Origin of the sequence: Sphingomonas trueperi (assembly GCF_040545665.1) — a bacterium.
In the GTDB taxonomy this organism is placed as follows: domain Bacteria; phylum Pseudomonadota; class Alphaproteobacteria; order Sphingomonadales; family Sphingomonadaceae; genus Sphingomonas; species Sphingomonas trueperi_B.
Window position 1 is genome coordinate 310,257 of sequence record NZ_JBEPMH010000004.1, and the last position, 18,085, is coordinate 328,341.

Sequence of the window (18,085 nt, forward strand, 5' to 3'; positions counted from 1 at the left end):
GCCAGCAGTTGTTGCGTGGCCGCGTTGATGGCGGTGCCTGCCGCCGCGCAGACCAATGACAATCCGCCGGTCTCGATCGGCGATCCGGTTGCCTCGGCCAAGCTGGCCGACGAACCGGATCAGGACGCAGCCGGCGGCCCGATCGTCGTCACCGGCACGCGCATCGTGCGGCTCAACAACCGTTCGGCCGCGCCGATCGTCACCACCACCGCGGCCGAGATCGCCGCGCAGGGCGCGACCACGATCGAGGAAGTGACCAACCGCCTGCCGCAGGTCCAGGTCAATTCCGAGCAGAATTTCAGCGACTCCGAAGGCCGCCAGCGCATCAAGCTGCGCAGCCTGGGCTATGAGCGCACGCTGATGCTGATCGACGGCATGCGCATCGGCCTGCCCAACTCGGTCGACGTCGGCATCATCCCCAACGCGCTGGTCGATCGCATCGACGTGCTCACCGGCGGCGCCTCGTCGGTCTACGGGTCGGACGCGGTCGCGGGCGTGGTCAACTTCGTGATGAAGAAGAACTTCACCGGCATCCGCATCGACGGCAACTACAGCTTCTTCAACCACAACAACCGCGCGAGCGCGGTGACCGAGGCGGCGCAGCGCGCCGGCTTCAACGCGCCGCTGGGCATGAAGAACGACGGCGGCCGCGCCGACGTCAGCATCGCCGCGGGCACCAACCTGTTCGACGGCAAGGTCAACATCTCGGCCTTCGCCGATTATCGCCAGTCGAGCCTGGTTCGCCTGCGCGACCGCTCGAACGCAGTCTGCGAAGTGATCACCAGCAGCCGCACCTCGCCGCTCGCCTGCTCGCGCGCCAGCTACACGCCGGCCGGCACGATCATCCCGGGCGGGGCCAGCGGTACGCAGTACGTTAACAACCCCAACGGCAATGGCACCTTCATCCCGATCAACAGCGGGGGCCCGGGCAGCTCGGCCAATCCGTATGACGACTGGGCGTTCCAGCGGCCGTTCCACCGCGTCAACGCGGGCGGCTTCCTGACCGCGCAGCTCGACGATCACGTTGAACTGTACAGCAATGTGCTGTGGTACCGCGACAAGTCGTACAACACCCAGCTCAACCGCGTCCTGTCCTACAGCGCCCTCGGCACCACGCCGTACCAGGTGAACTGCGACAACCCGTTCCTCTCGGCCTCGCAGGGGCAAACGCTGTGCGGCGCGAATGCGGGCGTTGCAGGGCAGTTCGCATCGCTCGACGTGCGCTACCGCTTCGACTCGCAGCCGCTGGTTCGCCAGGAATATATCAACGCCGGGTATCGCATCACCGCGGGCCTGCGCGGTCGGGTGCTGGACAATGTCTGGTCCTATGACGTCGCCGGCATGCTGTCGCGCGCCCAGCTCGACACGATCGACGAGCCTTTCGCCAGCGCGACCAAGGTCAACCGCTCGCTCAACGTGGTGAACGTCAACGGTCGCCCGACCTGCCGTTCGGTGATCGACGGCAGCGATCCCGCCTGCGTGCCGTTCAACGCCTTCGCCCCGTTCAACAATGATTCGGCGCTGAACAACTATCTGTACGGCGGCGCGACCGGCGGCATCGCCAAGCGCATTCCGCGCCTGCTGCAGTTCGTCGGCACGGTGAGCGGCGATCTGGGCAAGTACGGCGTCACCTCGCCCTTCGCCGAGCAGGGCATCGCGATCGCGGTTGGCGCCGAATATCGCGACGAGATGGATCGCACCGACTACAACGAGATCTTCCGTCAGAACAACAGCAGCGGCGACAACGTCCGCGCCACACAGAACATCCTGGAAGGCAACGTCGAAATCCAGGCGCCGCTGGTCGAGCACCAGTCCTGGACCAACCTGCTGCAGCTGAACGGCGGCTACCGCCTGTCCAAGTATAACCGCCTCGACGACAAGTTCGGTACGTGGAAGATCGAGGGCATCTGGTCGCCCATCGAGGACATCACCTTCCGCGCTTCGATCAACAAGTCGCAGGCGGCACCGGGCGTGGGTGCAGCGGCCAATGCGTCGAACATCTCGTACAACCGCGGCTTCTATGCGGATCCGTGCGCCCCGCAGGTCAATGCAGCGAACCCGAACGGCCCGCGCGTCGCGCCGTCCTGGTCGCCGCAGCAGTGCGCCCGCACCGGCCTGGCGACCAATCTGTACAACAGCGCGACGCTGATCTGTCCGGACGATCGCTGCACCGTCCGCGAAGGCGGCTTCGCGCTGCGCCCCGAAACCGCCTATGGCAAGACGTTCGGCGTGGTGCTCCGCCCGCGCTTCGTGCCGGGCCTCACGGTATCGGTCGATCGCTGGCTGATCGACCTTCAGGACCAGCTCGAGTTCTTCAACCCGCTCGACTGGATCAACGGCTGCCTCGCCACCGGCAACGACTATTATTGCCGCGGCATCAAGCGCAACGCCGACGGCACGCTGTCGAGCCCCACGAGCGGCAGCCCTGCGACCGGCTGGGTCTCGCGCGGTTCGACCAATGGCTACAAGTCCAAGTCGCACGGCTGGGACTTCCAGGGCCAGTACAATACCGGCCTGGGCAATGTCGGTTCGCTCGACATGAGCTTCAACGGCACGCTGATGACGCTGGTCGGCAGCCAGGGCGCGCCCGACATCACCCCGCGCGACTGCACCGGCTATTTCGATAGCGGCTGCGGCGAGAGCATGCCGACCTGGGCGCACCAGTTCCGCACCACCTGGACGGCGCCGAGCCGCGTCGCCAGCCTGTCGCTCAACTGGCGCCACCGCAGCGCCATGCCGCGGACGGTCTATGCGCCCGCCAGCACCGGCATCCCGGCGCTGCCGGAAGCCGACAAGCGCGATGCGTATCCCGGCATCAAGGCCTATGACTGGTTCGACCTGGCGCTGACCTTCGACGTCAACAAGCGCATGACCTTCCGTCTCGCCGCGAACAACATCTTCGATCGCGACCCGCCGATCGTGCCGGACAGCCGCAGCCGCATCGGCCTGCTGCGCGGCAACACGATCATGGGCTACGACCTGCTGGGCCGCCAGCTGGTTGCGGGCGTCTCGCTGCGCCTCTGACGCACGGGCTGCGTTCCCCCGGAACTTCGGTTCCGGGGGAATGTACGCAGCAGGGCTTCACCCTGCGACGGACGATTCCTTAAGGCAGATCCGGGCCAGACAGTGTGTAGCCCGCCGGCGCCGTTGGTCGAGATCCGGAGCCACCGCATCACCAGCCTCGTCGAGGTTAGGCGTGAACGTGTCGGCGGCGCGCCGTCGCCCCTCTGCGTCGCGGCTCCTTGACGAAGAAACGCGGGGCCTGGTGCTTCAATCGCTTTCGTTCGTAGATCCACCGCGCGAGCAGGCTCTCGCTCGCTTCGGACGGTAGAAGCGGGGCGGCGCCTTGGAATGCCGCGGTACTCGCCCGATTTCGTTGATCACGCGGTTGAAGGCAGGATTACGCGCCCGCTGGGCTGACCAATGTGCTTCAACATATCTACTGCGTCGTTAACCAACGTTGAAATTTTCAGCTTAGTTTTGTCGTTCAGCAATCATATAGCCACGTACCAAGATGAAGGAGTGTGTGGTGAAGATTGCGACTGTCATGCAAGTTGCGGTGTCGTTATTTTGCTCTGGTCCAGTTGTCGTGCCACCGGCGATGGCGCAGAGCTCCGGTCCTGTGGCAACTGCTGTGTCAGAAGATCGGAATATCGAAATATATGCGTATATCGCGCCTCGTGCGATTGCCGCAAGTCTAGGCAAGGGCGGTTCGACTTCCAGTTCTAGCGTCACAGCCTTGCTTCGTACCGGCATGATTCGCTCGATCTATCATGAGACGTCCTCCGCCAGCCGGGGAAGCGTGGGCCAAACCGGAACGTTCGAGCGTGAAGTTTCTATTACTTTAGACAAGCGCGGGAAGACGATCGATCGCAAGGTTGTTCCTGAACCTGTCGGTCTGATCACCACGTGGCAGCACGAAAAGCCTGGGCTCGCCGTCGATATCGCATATTACGCAGCTGGACCGACGACCAAAGCAGGAAAGGTCCGTCTCGGGAGCTACCTGCAAACCATCTCGAAAGGGGATAGGGTAAGGGTATTCGACCGGGCGTGTTTGTTCATCATGTCGCTGCCGCGGGATAACGCCTTCGGCGATGACGCGGTGGCAATTGTTATCGTCTCTCCGCACACGGTCGATCCATCGGCCGCTCTGGCCGGTGGAGAGGTGGTTGGCAGGTACGTCCGTCATTGACTCCGGTGCCGCAACGGGAGGTTGCCGCCATTTCGGGCTGACCGACGCGCGCCATTGGCCTCGATCGGCAGCCCGTTCGTATCGGCTGACCTGCCCCCTCCGTCGGCCCCGCAGGCATACCGAGAGTCCGCCGGTTTGAAATTCGTGCTGCGCCACCGGCAGAAGCGCGCCGGGCGTGACGCCTCAGCTTGCCATTCTCATCCTCGAGCTGCCGCAGCCGCCGGGCTTCAGACACCTCCAGAGCGCCGCGACTGCGGATGCCGTCTACGACCGGGCACTGGAGAAGTGGCGCGGCTGGGCGTGGGGCGCAAATCGCTGACAAGAGGACAGTGACCGGGAATGAGCGGGGCGGAATGCCGACGTCAGAAACAAGATCGTTGACATTGCCAGTCCAAATTGCGTTCCTGCCCCGAGCTTCGCAACATTGGCGAAGATTCGGGGCAGGAATGGCCGTCGCCGGTCAATATTCGCAGGGGGATATCTTATGGCGCTAACGGTGGCACAATCGGTCGCGACGATGGCTTTCGCCAGTTACGGGGCGAGCGGGATTACCGGAACCGCGGCAGAACTTACCGCCGATTTGAACGTATTTTTGAACGGCGGTGCCTCGCCGCTGGCACCCGCTCCTTGGAAAGGGTTCTTCCCGCAGTACAATCAGGCCGGGGCGCAGCAACTCGCCGGCGGCGACTGGTCGGTGGTGTGGGGGCCGGTCGTAATCCTGCCGCCCGGTACCGTGGGCACCGATACCGCCGCGAATTCGATGTACGTCGCCTACAGCCCGAGTAACGCGATGTACGTGGTCGCGATCGCCGGAACCGACTTCACCAGCGTGTACGACTGGCTGGAAGAGGATTTCTACGTCGATCCGCCGCTGGTGGCTTGGCCGCTGAGCGCGCAGGATATGTGCCAAGGAACGGTCACCGACCCATCGGCCGCGGGTATCTCGGTAGCGACCTGCACCGGGGTCACCAACCTGAAAAGCATGACCGGCAGCAGCGCTGCGGGGCCGGGGGCGATCAGCCTGTACGATTTCCTGACCAGCGGCGTGCCGGCCGGTACCCAGCAGAACAGCACGCTCGTCTTTACCGGGCACAGCCTGGCCGGTGCCCTGTCGCCGACGCTGGCGTTCGATTACAAGCTGAACGGCGGCGGATCGTGGGGGGCGATGCGGGTACTGGCGCTGGCCGGCCCGACGCCCGGCAACACCGCCTTCTCCAACGCCTTCGGGGCGGCGTTCCCGCAGGCGCAGTCGGACGATAGCAAGCTGCCGTGGAACACCAATTTCCGCAACACGCTGGATATCGTTCCGCACGCGTGGGACGACTTGTCTGCGTTCCTGCCGAAGGCCACCTTTGTTCCCCAACCCACCCGCTATCGCAGCAAGTGGGGCTTGCTCAGCGGTGGCATCTATTCGGCGGTGTGGAGCGGCATTCATTCCGCGATGAACGCGGTGCAAAACGCATCTTACACCCCGATCACCTATCAGGACGTCAACCCCGGCTACGGCCATTTCAATGCGACGGGCGACTGGGATCCGCAGGTGCCGTCGGGCAAGATCAACTCGCTTACGGAACTGGGTCCGTGGGTCGAGTGGGCGCACCACGACGGCTACGTATATTATTTCCAGCTGCCGCAGTTGGCGATGTTCCCGGCCAAGGCAACGCGGGCGGTGGCGAACGAGGAACGGATCGCGCGGCGGCGCCTGACAGCGCAGCTCTATCTGCTCAAGACCGCTGCGTATGCACCGGAGGTCGAAAAGCCAGCCGAGCCGGACGAAGCTGGCTAGTCGGGCCAGTCGCCCGTCGTCGCCATCCAGACGCTGACGGCAGCGGCGACATCTGTTGTGTCGTCCACGTGCCGCCGACGGTTCCCGACCAACTCAAGACCTTCAGCATCGTTGATGTAAGCGTCAGCTATCGCCAGAATCCGCCATTCAGGTCGCGCAAGCCGGCGGTCAGTTATGCGCCCCACTTCTTGTTATTTGAGCTCGCCGGGGTCGATCCCGGAAGCCGCCGTCCGTTGATGTGGCGCCCCAGCCGCCTCCACGCGCCGTCGGCACGGCGGCCAATGGCGGCCCGGGGTGCGGGCAGTGCGAGGCCGAAACAGCGATAAATGCGGGCGGTGTTCGCCTTTACCAAGGGATGGTGACTCGGGAGTGGATTGGCTCTGCCGAGCGATTGGTAGGCAGCGATCCCATCGCAGGCGCGCTGCCTGCCCGTGGTCAACTCCGCCAGTGCGGTGGATAAGCAGCGTCATATCCCCGCATTTTCTCCATCCGCGACAGCCACGCGCCCAGCGCTGGCAGACGCACACGCAGGTCTTCAAGGCCAAGCGCCATCTCGATGGCCTCCGGACGCGCCGCGACTCGTAGCAGCATCTGGATGTTCGGAAGCGCGACAATGTCCGCTGCGGTAATGTCGTCACCCGCCAGATACGGCGCGATGGACAGCGCCTGCTCCATCCAACCAAGCGCATCATATGCGCGCGCGGCAGACGCACGCATTGCTCCGGGATCGTCCTTCGCATATCCGCGCAACAGCGGGCGGACGATCTCAACATCCAACAGATCGCGCGTGTAGTTCTCGAACTCGCCCACGCGCTGCCAGATGCGGCCGTGCTCCTGCATCGTCTGGCCGAACAGCGGCACGGTGGGATGGGCACGATCCAGGAAGGCGATGATCGCCACCGATTCGTACAGCGCAGCGCTGCCCGTCTTCAGCACCGGCACCTTGCCGCGCGGATTGAGCTGGAGAAATGCGGGCACGCGCTCCGCCAACTGGGCGGTATCCATGCGGCGGGACGCATAGGGCACGTCCTTATATTCAAGCGCCAGTTGTACCCGCCAGGCATAGGGGCTGCCGCTGACCCAGAAGAGCTCGTGATCGATCGGCGCCCCTACCGCGCTCACAATTCTATCCCCGCACCGGCGAGCACACCATTGATTCGTTCATCAACCTCGCGCTTGGTCGCAGCCCAACCGGGTACCGTGTCGAGCAGGCGCTGCTGCCAGGCGACCAGATTGGGGAATTCGTTCAGCGGAATCTTTGTCCGCTCGTTCTGCGAGAATGGCCCGGCGATGTCGAAATCGGCCAAAGTCAGCCGGTCGCCGACGATATAGTCGTGCTTGGCGAGATGCGCGTCCAGGACGGCAGCCCCCGCACGGATCTTGTCGGCCGCCAGTTGGACGATGGTCTCGTCCGCGGGCAGGCCTATGAAACGCTTGCCGAGCACCTCATCGAAGGTGAGCGTCGCGAAGATCCGCCACTGCTCGCCCGACCAGAACATCCACTGGAGGATCTCGTATTTCTCACGGGTCGTTTTGCCGGCCAGATCGCTCCCCGCCTTCTCCGCGAGATAGAGGTTGATCGCCGCCGACTCGTAGAGGACGAAGTCGCCGTCTACCATCACGGGCGACAAGCCGTGCGGATTCAGCTGCAGGAACTCGGGCGTGTGGCTCTCGCCCTTGAAGAGATCGACGTTCACGATCTCAATGTCGATGCCCATGGCAGCAGCTGCTGCCGTGACGCGGCGCCGGCTGCCCGAACCGGGATCGCCGTAGATCTTGATTGCCATTGTTAGATCGTCCTTTGCATGGGGGAAATTAGGCTGGCCGGACCTAAAAGAGGGAGGGACGCGGCTGATCTAGCCTTGGAAGTCGAGGGTCAGGCTTGCGCGTCGGCGCGCAGGCGGTCGAGCACCGGCAACAGCTCGGACGGATCGGGACGCCGCGTGTAATCGGGATTGACCTCGGCATAGGCGATCGTGCCATCCATCCCGATCACGTAGCTCGCCGGCATCGGCAGCACCCAGGCCGCATCGTCGTTGATCGTCGGCAGATCGTTGCCGAAGGCCTTGTAGACCTCGATAAGGTCATCCGGCAGCGCGAAGCGCAGGCCGTAATCAGCGGCGACGGCAGCCCCGGCATCGCTGAGGATCGGAAAACCGAGCTTGTTGTCGCGCTGGGCCTTGCGGCTATTTGCCGGCGTCTGAGGAGAGATCGCGACGAGGCTCGCGCCGCGCGCTTCGATCTCCGGCCGGATTTCCTCGAGTGCCTGAAGGTCATAGTTGCAATAGGGGCACCAGACACCGCGATAGAAGGTCGCGATCAGCGGCCCTCGCGCCAGCAGCGCCCGCGAATTCACGGTGGCGCCCGCTGCATCCGCAAGCGTGAATTCGGGCGCCGTATCGCCGGCCTTCAAGGCGTAATCGGCCTGCTCGCTGTCGATCAACGACTGGGTGGCGCGCTGCATCGTGTCGAGCTGATCGCGGGTCGGCACCAACGGAAAGCGTCCGTTCTCAAAATCCTCCCGCATTGCGTCGAGCTTGTGCTGAAGCGTCATCGCCATTCTCCATATCGCGGTGGACCCACCGGAAGCTGGGAGGTAGGCGATGCGTGGAAGGACGTGTATCCATCCAATGTGGACAACATCTATTCGAAATTTGAATGAGTGATCGCTGGCAGGAAATGGCTGTGTTCGTCCGCGTGGCGGAGAGTGGCGGTCTCTCGCGCGCGGCGCGCGAGCTGAAGCTTTCGCAACCGTCGGTATCGCGTATTGTCGCTACGCTGGAAGCGCGGCTGGGCACGACCCTTCTGCTGCGCACCACCCGCAGCATCTCGCTGACCGAAGCCGGAGGCCTGTATCTGGAGCGCGCGCGATCCCTGCTCGCGGAAATGGAAGAGGCCGAGCAGGCCGTCCGGGGGGTGGACTCGCTACACGGCGTGATACGCTTGGCGATGCCGGTGCTCTATGGCACGCGCGCGGTCATTCCGGCGCTTGCGCCGTTCCTGGCCAGACATCCGGATCTCCGGGTTGAGATGATCATGAGCGATGCGCGCCAGAACCTCATCACCGACGGAGTCGATGTCGCCATCCGCCTGGGCGTCGGACCGCTGGACTACTCCACCTTCGGCGCCCGCAAACTTGCGCTGGTCGAGCGCCTGGTTGTCGCGGCCCCGGCCTATCTCTCGGCGCGTGGCGCGCCCGCCAATCCAGCTGAGCTCGCCCGGCACGATTGTATCGTCCAGCATGGCCTGTTTGGCCCCGAGAGCTGGCGCTTCACGCACAATCAGACGGTCACCTCCGTTAATGTACCCGCGAAGCTCTGGATCAACTCGGCACCGGGGATTCTGGCGGCCGCGGTAGCAGGGTTGGGCATCGCGCTGGCGACCCGCGTGATGGCCGGAGAGGAACTCCGCACCGGCCTGCTTACGGAGTTGCTCGAGCCCTATCGGCTTGATCCGGCCGAGGTCTACGCTATTTTTCCGGCAGGTCCGCGGCCGTCGGCGAAGGTCCGCGCGATTGTCGATCACCTCCGGGCGACGCTCGACGCGAAGCGGTGATCATCAACTAACACATCTCATAAAGGCTGATCCGGCGTGTACTTGGCTTCCTTATCAACCATCGTTTTTGGGAACCGCTAACACGGCAGGAAGCCGCCAGTCATCGCGTTAATTGCCTGACCGCAGCGCGCCTAATTGCAACCGCGGATTAGCGATCATGCGGAGACCAAATGAGCTACCACTTCCACCGCCTCTCACGCCGGAACTTGCCGGTCCGCAAACGGCACACAATCAGCCGTCGGGCGCGTCCATCCCTGACGTCCGCAATTCGGGCGGGCGCCGACAGCCAGCTTTCCTAATGGCGCATGCCCATGATCGGGCGATTCCCGGACCATCCGCTTACTGCGTCAGCCCTCGCTTACCGACATTTTGCGGACAGTTGTTACCGCCTCGAAAAATGCGCTTGGGTTTTCCTGAGGAAGGTTATGGCCCGAGGCGATCGTTCGATGTTCGTGCGGACCCGTGAACATCGCTGCCTGGTCTGCTGTCCCGCCTGGCTTGAGAGGATCGTCTTTGCCGTCCAACGTCACGGCCGGGACCGTGATCCTCGGCTTTTCCCGAAGGCGCGCCTCGAGACCCTCGTAGATTGGGTCCCCCGCCGCCAGACCAAAATTGAAACGATAGGAATGGATGACGACATCAACGAAGTCGGGATTGTCGAATGACTGCGCCGTTCGCTCGAATGTCGCGTCGTCGAAGTCCCAGTTCGGAGACCATTGTCGCCACAGGAGCCGGCAAAGATCGCGACGGTTCGCGGCGAGCCCCTCGCGGCCCCGCTCGGTCTGAAACAGGTGCTGATACCACAGCACCGACTCAAGAGCAGGCGGAAACGGATGGCGCATCCGCTTGACGTCGATTACGTCGTAACTGGCGAGCGACACGAGGCCCGTCACGCGGTCCGGCCAGAGAGCCGTCGCGACACAGGAAGCGAGGCCACCCCAGTCATAGCCCGCCAGGATCGCGCGTTCGATGGCCAGTGAATTCAACAAGCCAATCAGGTCCGAGCCCAGCGCCGCCTGCTGCCCGGAGCGCATGGTTTCGGCACGCCGGAACCGGGTCGGGCCGAAGCCTCGAAGATAGGGCATGATCACTCTCGCCCCGGCGGTCGCAAGGATCGGCGCGACGTATTCATAGGCTCGTATGTCATACGGAAAGCCGTGGGAAAGTATGACCGGCCAGCCGTCTGCGGAGCCGAGCTCCTCATAGGCAATGAGCAGGGTGTCGGTTTGCGCAAACTTCATGGTAGGCAGGTCCCAGGTGGAATTGACGAAAAGCCGCCATCGACGTGGAGATTGACGCCGGTGATATATCCAGCGAGCGGGCTTGCAAGGAAGGCAACCGTATCGGCAAGCTCGCTCAATTCTCCAACGCGGCCTAGCGGAACGGCGGCGAATAGTGGCAGCACGCCACGCTGGATGTCCTCCCAAGGCGCACCCTCAGCCGCGATCCCGCGCGCCGCTGCTACCGCCCTAAAGCCACCCTCAAGTTTGTCGCTTTTGATCGTTCCGGGTGAGATCGCATTGACCGTGACGCCATCGGCGGCCACCGCTTTCGCCATCGAGGCGGTCAGAGCGTTTATCGCTGCTTTCGCGGCGGAATAGTCCGGCCCCGTCATAGGGGGCATCGTTGCCGCGCCGCTAGAAATGTTGATCACGCGGCCCCAACGGGCCTGTCGCATGAAGGGCAAGATGCGCGTGCTGACGCGGACCGCAGCAAGGACGTTGCGGTCATACGTCGATGCCCAGCCGCCAGACGTGGTCGCCTCCCAATCGTTTTTCGGGCCGGAGCCACCAGCATTGTTGACCAGGATATCGATCGCGCCGACCGCCTCTCGCGCCTCGGCTACCAGCCGCTCAACCTCCTCTTCCTGCGTCAAATCCCCGAGCGCCGGATGGGCGCGCCCACCGCTTGCGACGATGGCGTTCACGACACGTTGAACCTGCTCTTGATCGCGTCCGTGGATGACGACCGCCGCACCCTCGCGCGCTAGCGCTAAAGCTATTGCTTCGCCGATCCCCTTGCTGCTGCCAGTCACCAGGGCCGTCTTGTGGTCGAGTTGCAGATCCATCGTCCAAAGCCCATCTTGCGTCGCTGAGGAGGAGCTAGGTCGATCGTGACGGCGAGTGAGACAAGTACGCACTTTAAGGTGCCTGTTACGCCTGAGCACCGGGCTGCCTGTCTCGGACCTGACGGCACCTCCGAGCATGTGATTCGCGTAATCCGGATGATCCAGGGTCGCTGGAAACTCCCAATTCTGTTTCGCCTGTTTGCTGACCCGAGCCTGCGGTCGTCGCAATTGATGCGCGACATGCCCGACATTTCGCAGAAAATGCTGACGCAGCATTTGCGGGAGCTAGAGACAGACCGCCTCATTGAGCGGATCGACTTCGAGGAAAAGCCGCTTCGTGTCGAATATCGGTTGTCGGAGAAGGGTCAAAAACTGATGCCGCTCTTATTCGAGGCCAGACGCTTTTCCGCTAGCCATCCCGAATAGCCATTCGCTGCATGGTTCGCGGTAGTTTCTGTCTTTGAAATGGCAGCAATGGCCAATTCTGTTCCTCAAGCCGGCGATCCCCTTTCGGCCAGTGTTGCTCATTTCGGCGCGAGTGTCGAAAGCACATCGGATGCCGTGCCGTTCAGGCGCTTCCACGGCCAGAGAGGATTCGGGATAGCCAATGTCGGCGTGTCCGCGACAAGCGCCTGCATCTTGGCATCCTGATCGGGACCGTCGCCCCGCATCGGCTTTCAGATCGGCGTGAGGATGGCGGCCGGGTGGATCGAGTTGTAACGTATCGGTCCCTCGGCCGGTCACTCGTACGACGACACCTCGACGAGGTTGCCGTCGGGATCGCGCACGTAGACCGAGCGGATGGGGCCCATCGCGCCCTTCTTGGTCACCGGGCCCTGCTCGATCGCCACGCCGCAGTTGCGGAAATGCTCGGCGACGGCGTCCGGCGCGACGCTGGTAAGAAAGCACAGGTCGTCGCTGCCGGGCTGGGGCGAACGGGCGGTGAACCATTCCTCCTGGCTCGCGTCGATCGGGCGCAGGTTGATCTTGTTGCGGCCGAAGGTGAGGGTGGTGCGGGGTGCCCCGCCCGACGGCGGCGTCGCGGTCTCACGCGTCATGCCGAGCACGCGCTCGTACCAGGCGGCGGAAGCCGCAACATCGGCAACGTTGAAGACGAGGTGATCAAACGCGTCCACCGACAGCATGGCATGCATCTCCCTGATCGGAACCGTTGTTCGCCGACACGTAGATGCCGGCCCATGTGACGCCGTCGCCGGTCGTTACTGCCACCGGCACGCGGCGATAGCCCTTGCCCTCGAACGCGTCGAGCCGCGGCCGATGGACGGGCAGGTCGGCCGAAGTGAACAGGTGGACCACCACTTGCGGCGCGGCCTCGTCGAGCACAATGGCGGGATAGCCGATCGCCGCATCCCAGCCCTCCTCGATCAGGTGGCCACGTACCTTGCCCTGCCGCCACGTCCCGTCGATACCGTTGAGCAGGTGCGCGTTGGGCCGGCCGGGCGCCAGCGTGCCGTAGGTCGCGAGACCTTGTTCCCAATCGTCGGGCCCGATCATCCGATCGGTCCTCCCGTGTCGAGCCAGGCGCGCAGCAACGCCGTCGTCTCCGCCGGCCGCTCCAGCGGCGGCAGGTGGCCACAATCTTCGAACAGGTGAAGGGTCGAGCCGGGGATCGCCGCGTGCATCGCCCGAGCATCCGCAGGCGGGGTCAGGAGGTCCTCGGCCCCGACCGCGACGAGAGTCGGCACGCGGATGCCGGGCAGCAGCGGCCGGCTGTCGGGCCGGTTCAGGATGGCGCGCTGCTGGCGCAGGAACGCGTCGCCACCAACCCGTGCCGCCATGGCGCGCACGGCCGCACCGACTGGGCCGGCCACCGCGTCGGGATGGATGAGCTGCGGCAGAATCCGGGTGGTTACGCCAACGAAGCGGCCAAACGCGAGCGAGGCCATCGCGGCACGGCGCTCGGCGCTCCGCTCCGCACTGTCGGGCGCGGCGCTGGTGTCGATCAGCGCGAGACGGGTGACACGCTCGGGTGCCTGGCGCAGAACCTCGAACGCGACGTAGCCACCCATCGACAGGGCCGCGAGCGCGAAGCGGGGCGGTGCCGAACGCAGCGCGCGCGCCGCCATCGCGGCCACGCTGTCGTCGAGCGTGAGGTCGGCGACTTGCGCCTCGGCGACGTCCGCCAGCGCCTCCACCTGCACGCGCCACAAGGCTGCGTCGCAGAGCAGACCGGGCAGGAGCAGCAGCGGCGCGCGCTCAGCCATGCCGCCGTTCCTTGACGGTGAGAGCCAGCGCCGTGCCCGCGAGCGCCATGCCGCCCGTGAGCGCGACGACCCCGCCCCAGCCGCCATGCTGCCAGAACCAGCCGCCGGCCGATCCGGTGACGCTCGACCCGACATAGTAGAACAGCAGGTAGAGCGACGAGGCATGGCCCTTGGCGGGGCCGGCGAGTTCGCCCACCCAGCCGCTGGCCACCGCGTGCGCGGCGAAGAAGCCGACCGTGACCAACAGGATGCCGAGCGCGATGACGAGCAGGGCGGACGGTAGCGTCATCACCGCACCCGCCGCCATTATCAGCAGCGATGCCGCGAGCGGCCCGCGCCGACCCCAGCGGTCGGACAGGTGCCCCGCCCAGGGCGCCACGACGATGCCGAAGACGTAGCTCAGGAAGATCAGGCTGATCGCGGTCTGCCCGAGCCCGAACGGCGCCGCCGACAGGCGGAAGCCCGCATAATTGAACAAGGTCACGAACACGCTGGTCAGCACGAAGCCAATCGCGAACAGCCGCCAAAGGTCGTGGTGGCGCAGGTGCCCGCCCCAGGTGCGCGCATGATCGCGGACGGCTAGGCCGCGCTGCACCGCGAACCGCTGCGACGCGGGCAGCAGCGCCGCGAAGCCGATTGCGGCGGCCAGCCCGAGAGCGCCGAGGAAGGCCATGGCGAGGCGCCACGATCCCCATTCGACGAGCAGCCCCATGCCGACGCGGCCCGCCATGCCCCCGAAGGCGGTGCCGGCGACGTAGAGCCCCATCGCCCTGCCGAGGTCGCGCGAATGCACTTCCTCCGCCAAATAGGCCATCGCCACCGCCGGCACACCGCCCAGCACCGCGCCCTCCAGCAGCCGCGCGAGCAGCAGCAGCGGCCAGCTGGGCGCCAGCGCCGCCCCGAGGTTGCACAGGGCGGCGAGCGCCATCGACGCGAACATCAGCCCGCGCCGTGGCAGCATCTGCGACACCGCACCGCTGATGAAGATGGCGACCGCGAGTGCGCCCGTGGTGAGCGACAGCGCCAGTGCGCTGACGCCGGGCGCGACATGATAGTCGCGCGCGAACTCGGGCAGCAGCGGCTGGACGCAATAAAGCAGCGAGAAGGTGGCGAAGCCCGCCAGGAACAGCGCGATGCTGGCCTTCCGATAAGATGAGGAGCCATGCTCCAGTCCCTCGGATACCGATGCTGGCTGCCGCGTCGTCCGCCGCGCCGGCGGAGCGGCCTGCGCCCGCGAGAGGATGGATGACGTGCCGATCATGCCGCCCATATCGTCTCGACCCGCAACGCTGTCCAATATATGGCGCTGCTCTTGTCCATTGGTTCTGGAGATACCGTGGAGCTACGCCACATCCGCTACTTCATCGCCGTCGCAGATGAAGCCAACTTCACGCGCGCCGCTGCCCGTGTCGGGATCGGACAGCCTCCGCTCAGCCAGCAGATCCGCGATCTGGAAGCGGAGGTCGGCACACCCCTGTTCCGGCGCCTTCCCCACGGTGCCCAGTTGACGGAGGCCGGACGGGCGTTCCGCTCGCAGATCGAGCGCATCCCCGGACAGGTGGCGGACGCGGTGCGGGCGGCGCAGCGCGCCGGCCGCGGCGAGATCGGCGCGCTCAAAGTCGGGTTCACCGGATCGGCGGCGATGAACCCGGTCGTCGTCAGGACGATCCGCGCGTTCCGCCACCGTCATCCCGACGTCGACCTGTCGCTGGCTGAAAGCAACAGCACGACGCTCACCGCCGGCCTGCACGACGGTAGCGTCGACGTCGCCTTCCTGCGCCCCGGCCCCGACCAGGCGTCGGCAGACCTGCGGGTCGTGCCGTTCGCCGACGAGCCGATGGTGGTCGCGCTGCCGACCGGCCATCCCGCGCTCGACGGGGACCATGGCGGGGCGGTCGCGCTGGCGACACTCCGCGATGACGCGTTCATCCTGACGCCGCGTGCGATCGGGCCGAGCCTGTTCGATACCGCGATCGGGGCCTGCGAGGCGGCGGGGTTCACGCCCCGGCTCGGCCAGCCTGCGCCGCAGATCGCATCGGTCCTGTCGCTGGTCGCGGCGGCCGAGGGCGTGTCCATCGTGCCGGCCTCGATGCGCCAGCTCGCGCTCGAAGGCGTCGCCTATCGCGAGATTGCCGACCTGCACCCGGCCGTCAGCCTTGCGATCGTCCACCGGAGCGAGAATCACGGCACGATCGTCCGCAACTTTATGGCCGTCGCACTGGCCGGCCAGCGCTGATCTGAAAATAGCTTTTGGCAGAGGCGAGTGCGTTGGCTCTGTTTTCAAGAAGCCTGAATTAGTCCCAGATTACCATCCCAGTCGGGACACTCGCGAATGGCAGCTCTGGCTGAACCCGCCGTTTGGCGAGGCCGCTACGGATGGCAGATTTGTCCCACTTGCGGCCGATCGAATGCCTGCGGTGAGACGGCAGCTTTCGGGTCGACGTGTAGGCAACCTGAGAGGTCGAATATCGGCCCAAGAACAGACCGAGTTATCCGCGCATCAGCTCAACAGGCGAGCGATGAACGCTGCAGCGGCGGCAAGCCCATCCTGATCCACCGAGTGCCCAAGGTCGCGAGAAACATGCGTGGTGACCTGAACCCCTGCAGCGTCCAGTGCCTCTGATGCCAGCTCCAACGACGGAAACGGCACCACGTCATCCGCCGTCCCGTGGATCAGCAGCACCGGAGGTCGATTGGTGATCTCAGCCTCCAGGCTTCCCGGATCCACGAGCATCCCCGAGATGCCGATGATCCCGGCGATCGGCTGCCGTCGCCGCAAGCCCACGTGTAGAGCCATCATTGCGCCTTGGCTGAAACCGACAATCAGCAGTCGGTCGTCTGCTAAACCATGGGATTCTAGTTCGCTTGAAAGGAACCGGTCCAGCGGAGGAGCCGCATCTGCAACACCCTTGGCCCGCTCCGCTGCCGAGAATGACTCAATCGGCCACCACTGATGGGCGTTCGCCATCCGCGGGATCAATGAAGGCGCGTCGGGAGCAACAAACGCTATGCCAGGCAGTGCGGGTTGGATCATCTTGGCGAGCGAGATCAAATCGTCGCCGTTCGACCCGTATCCGTGAAGGAGTACGACCAAGCCGGTTGCGTTGCCAACGGCGATAGGAGCAAGCCTGGGGCCATCGAGCAACGGGTGCAAGTGAGCTGTCATCGCTGAAATCTAGGCCGCCCAAGCCTGACTCGCCACCCCGGGTCACCCCTCTCACACCGATACGAACCGATTTCGGGTGATCAGGTCAGCGGAGGCAAAGCTAGGCGAGCAAAATAACATTACCCTCTAGCGAGATAGCCGAGTGCCTTAACAAATAACGTATTGATTTGGCGATCTTTGTGCTTTCCGCGATAGTCGGAGTCGTCAACAAGGGGGACTCGGCAATGCTTTCTCCACGGATTCTGCGGACGGTCATCACAAAGCGTTTCGATCCAAAGAAGGTGCGGATTGACCAGACCCGTAGTGCTGAGCTGATGCGCACGCGAGGTGCTCGCGTCGCCAAGGTTCTAGGCAAGACCACACCGTATGATCTGAAAACACCGTGGCTGACGCTGAGGCCGGATCGTCCGGCCGTTCCTGACAAGGGGTGGATTGAATACACCAGCCCAAGTTCAGTTGGCATGGGTCATTTCGATGATGGCGACTATATGTATGCCGCTTTCGATCTCATCTTTGAGAAGCAAGAAAGTGGCGGATACTCAATCGAGCGGCCGCAGTTAGCTATCAACCTCAAGAACCCACCATCGTCTCTAATGCTGGCGGAGATTGACGTCTTCACCTACGACTGGCCTTCGGGAGATCCAAAGTTTGAGCTCTACGCAAAAGAGCATCAGACGATCACAATCTCAGAGGGGCATCGCGAAACGGTGATGTTCCTGATGCAAGATTTCGCGTCCCTGCAATCAGCCTGGGCAGATGGGCCGGACTTCAAGGACAAGGATGGTAACTGGGCCTTCTTCGAGGCGCGCATCACGCCGATTGACTGAGGAAGCCCGCCCGCACTGCGGTGCATGACCGCGTCATCATCCGGTGGTGTCCGGGACGCGGTCGCGGGAGCTCCACACGGCCATCGAGCAAAGGCGGCCAAGTCTATGAGGAAGGTGGTGGCTGGCTCGCAGGCAAAAGCGGACCCAGTAGCGGGTAGAGTTCCTACGCAGTGGTGCGTTTGCTGAACATCGGGTTTTGGCGATTAACCTGCCGCTGAACCCGTCGCGCCGGAAAGACGGCTTCGTCCCACAAACGACCGGCAGCA

The 18,085-nt window shown here is 64.4% G+C and carries 17 protein-coding genes; 7 read left to right on the forward strand and 10 right to left on the reverse strand.

Annotated elements, in window-relative coordinates; translation table 11 throughout:
* Positions 1 to 15: 15 nt before the first annotated feature.
* The 3 genes from ABIC65_RS14820 to ABIC65_RS14830 all read left to right on the forward strand — a co-directional run bounded on the left by ABIC65_RS14820 (position 16) and on the right by ABIC65_RS14830 (position 5,978).
* Entirely contained in the window at positions 16 to 3,024 is a 3,009-nt protein-coding gene (locus ABIC65_RS14820) for a TonB-dependent receptor domain-containing protein (RefSeq protein WP_354309760.1), read from the forward strand.
* A gap of 505 nt (positions 3,025 to 3,529) precedes the next feature.
* Positions 3,530 to 4,192: a hypothetical protein gene (locus ABIC65_RS14825; protein ID WP_354309761.1), complete on the forward strand. Its 663-nt coding sequence runs from the start codon at positions 3,530 to 3,532 to the stop codon at positions 4,190 to 4,192.
* 496 nt (positions 4,193 to 4,688) lie between these two features.
* Positions 4,689 to 5,978 carry a lipase family protein gene (locus ABIC65_RS14830; RefSeq protein ID WP_354309762.1) on the forward strand — a complete coding sequence of 430 codons (1,290 nt, stop codon included), beginning with the start codon at positions 4,689 to 4,691 and terminating at the stop codon, positions 5,976 to 5,978.
* A 435-nt stretch (positions 5,979 to 6,413) separates the two neighbouring features.
* Here ABIC65_RS14830 and ABIC65_RS14835 read toward each other — a convergent pair whose 3' ends face one another.
* The 3 genes from ABIC65_RS14835 to ABIC65_RS14845 all read right to left on the reverse strand — a co-directional run bounded on the left by ABIC65_RS14835 (position 6,414) and on the right by ABIC65_RS14845 (position 8,532).
* Positions 6,414 to 7,100: a glutathione S-transferase family protein gene (locus tag ABIC65_RS14835; protein WP_354309763.1), complete on the reverse strand. Its 687-nt coding sequence runs from the start codon at positions 7,098 to 7,100 to the stop codon at positions 6,414 to 6,416.
* Positions 7,097 to 7,765, reverse strand: a complete 669-nt coding sequence (locus ABIC65_RS14840; protein ID WP_354309764.1) for a glutathione S-transferase family protein — start codon at positions 7,763 to 7,765, stop codon at positions 7,097 to 7,099. The genes ABIC65_RS14835 and ABIC65_RS14840 overlap by 4 nt, the downstream gene beginning before the upstream one ends.
* Before the next feature lie 89 nt (positions 7,766 to 7,854).
* The gene (locus ABIC65_RS14845; protein ID WP_354309765.1) at positions 7,855 to 8,532 is read right to left on the reverse strand and encodes a peroxiredoxin-like family protein; all 678 of its coding nucleotides are present in this window, start codon (positions 8,530 to 8,532) and stop codon (positions 7,855 to 7,857) included.
* A 104-nt stretch (positions 8,533 to 8,636) separates the two neighbouring features.
* On the opposite strand from ABIC65_RS14845, the gene ABIC65_RS14850 reads away from it, so the two are divergent.
* Positions 8,637 to 9,533, forward strand: coding sequence for a LysR family transcriptional regulator (locus ABIC65_RS14850; protein ID WP_354309766.1), 897 nt, complete (start codon positions 8,637 to 8,639; stop codon positions 9,531 to 9,533).
* Positions 9,534 to 9,880: 347 nt separating this feature from the next.
* Here ABIC65_RS14850 and ABIC65_RS14855 read toward each other — a convergent pair whose 3' ends face one another.
* A complete protein-coding gene (locus ABIC65_RS14855) occupies positions 9,881 to 10,774 on the reverse strand; it encodes an alpha/beta fold hydrolase (protein ID WP_354309767.1) in 894 nt (297 codons plus the stop codon).
* Positions 10,771 to 11,601: an SDR family NAD(P)-dependent oxidoreductase gene (locus ABIC65_RS14860; RefSeq protein WP_354309768.1), complete on the reverse strand. Its 831-nt coding sequence runs from the start codon at positions 11,599 to 11,601 to the stop codon at positions 10,771 to 10,773. The genes ABIC65_RS14855 and ABIC65_RS14860 overlap by 4 nt, the downstream gene beginning before the upstream one ends.
* A 156-nt stretch (positions 11,602 to 11,757) precedes the next feature.
* Here ABIC65_RS14860 and ABIC65_RS14865 point away from each other — a divergent pair, with 156 nt between their 5' ends.
* The gene (locus ABIC65_RS14865) at positions 11,758 to 12,027 is read left to right on the forward strand and encodes a winged helix-turn-helix transcriptional regulator (RefSeq protein WP_354309769.1); all 270 of its coding nucleotides are present in this window, start codon (positions 11,758 to 11,760) and stop codon (positions 12,025 to 12,027) included.
* A 314-nt stretch (positions 12,028 to 12,341) separates the two neighbouring features.
* Here ABIC65_RS14865 and ABIC65_RS14870 read toward each other — a convergent pair whose 3' ends face one another.
* From ABIC65_RS14870 to ABIC65_RS14885, 4 genes are read right to left on the reverse strand one after another with little or no spacing between them, the layout of a single operon-like run.
* Positions 12,342 to 12,746, reverse strand: a complete 405-nt coding sequence (locus ABIC65_RS14870; RefSeq protein WP_354309770.1) for a VOC family protein — start codon at positions 12,744 to 12,746, stop codon at positions 12,342 to 12,344.
* Entirely contained in the window at positions 12,724 to 13,116 is a 393-nt protein-coding gene (locus ABIC65_RS14875; protein ID WP_354309771.1) for a gamma-glutamylcyclotransferase family protein, read from the reverse strand. Before ABIC65_RS14875 ends, ABIC65_RS14870 begins: the two co-directional genes overlap by 23 nt.
* Positions 13,113 to 13,826 carry an alpha/beta fold hydrolase gene (locus tag ABIC65_RS14880; protein ID WP_354309772.1) on the reverse strand — a complete coding sequence of 238 codons (714 nt, stop codon included), beginning with the start codon at positions 13,824 to 13,826 and terminating at the stop codon, positions 13,113 to 13,115. Before ABIC65_RS14880 ends, ABIC65_RS14875 begins: the two co-directional genes overlap by 4 nt.
* The gene (locus ABIC65_RS14885; RefSeq protein WP_354309773.1) at positions 13,819 to 15,087 is read right to left on the reverse strand and encodes an MFS transporter; all 1,269 of its coding nucleotides are present in this window, start codon (positions 15,085 to 15,087) and stop codon (positions 13,819 to 13,821) included. Before ABIC65_RS14885 ends, ABIC65_RS14880 begins: the two co-directional genes overlap by 8 nt.
* Positions 15,088 to 15,162: 75 nt before the next feature.
* Between ABIC65_RS14885 and ABIC65_RS14890 the strand changes: the two genes are divergently transcribed.
* Entirely contained in the window at positions 15,163 to 16,062 is a 900-nt protein-coding gene (locus tag ABIC65_RS14890; protein ID WP_354309774.1) for a LysR substrate-binding domain-containing protein, read from the forward strand.
* 264 nt (positions 16,063 to 16,326) lie between these two features.
* Here ABIC65_RS14890 and ABIC65_RS14895 read toward each other — a convergent pair whose 3' ends face one another.
* Positions 16,327 to 16,992, reverse strand: coding sequence for an alpha/beta hydrolase (locus ABIC65_RS14895; protein ID WP_354309775.1), 666 nt, complete (start codon positions 16,990 to 16,992; stop codon positions 16,327 to 16,329).
* Positions 16,993 to 17,159: 167 nt separating this feature from the next.
* On the opposite strand from ABIC65_RS14895, the gene ABIC65_RS14900 reads away from it, so the two are divergent.
* The gene (locus ABIC65_RS14900) at positions 17,160 to 17,819 is read left to right on the forward strand and encodes a hypothetical protein (protein ID WP_354309776.1); all 660 of its coding nucleotides are present in this window, start codon (positions 17,160 to 17,162) and stop codon (positions 17,817 to 17,819) included.
* The last annotated feature ends 266 nt before the right edge of the window (positions 17,820 to 18,085 follow it).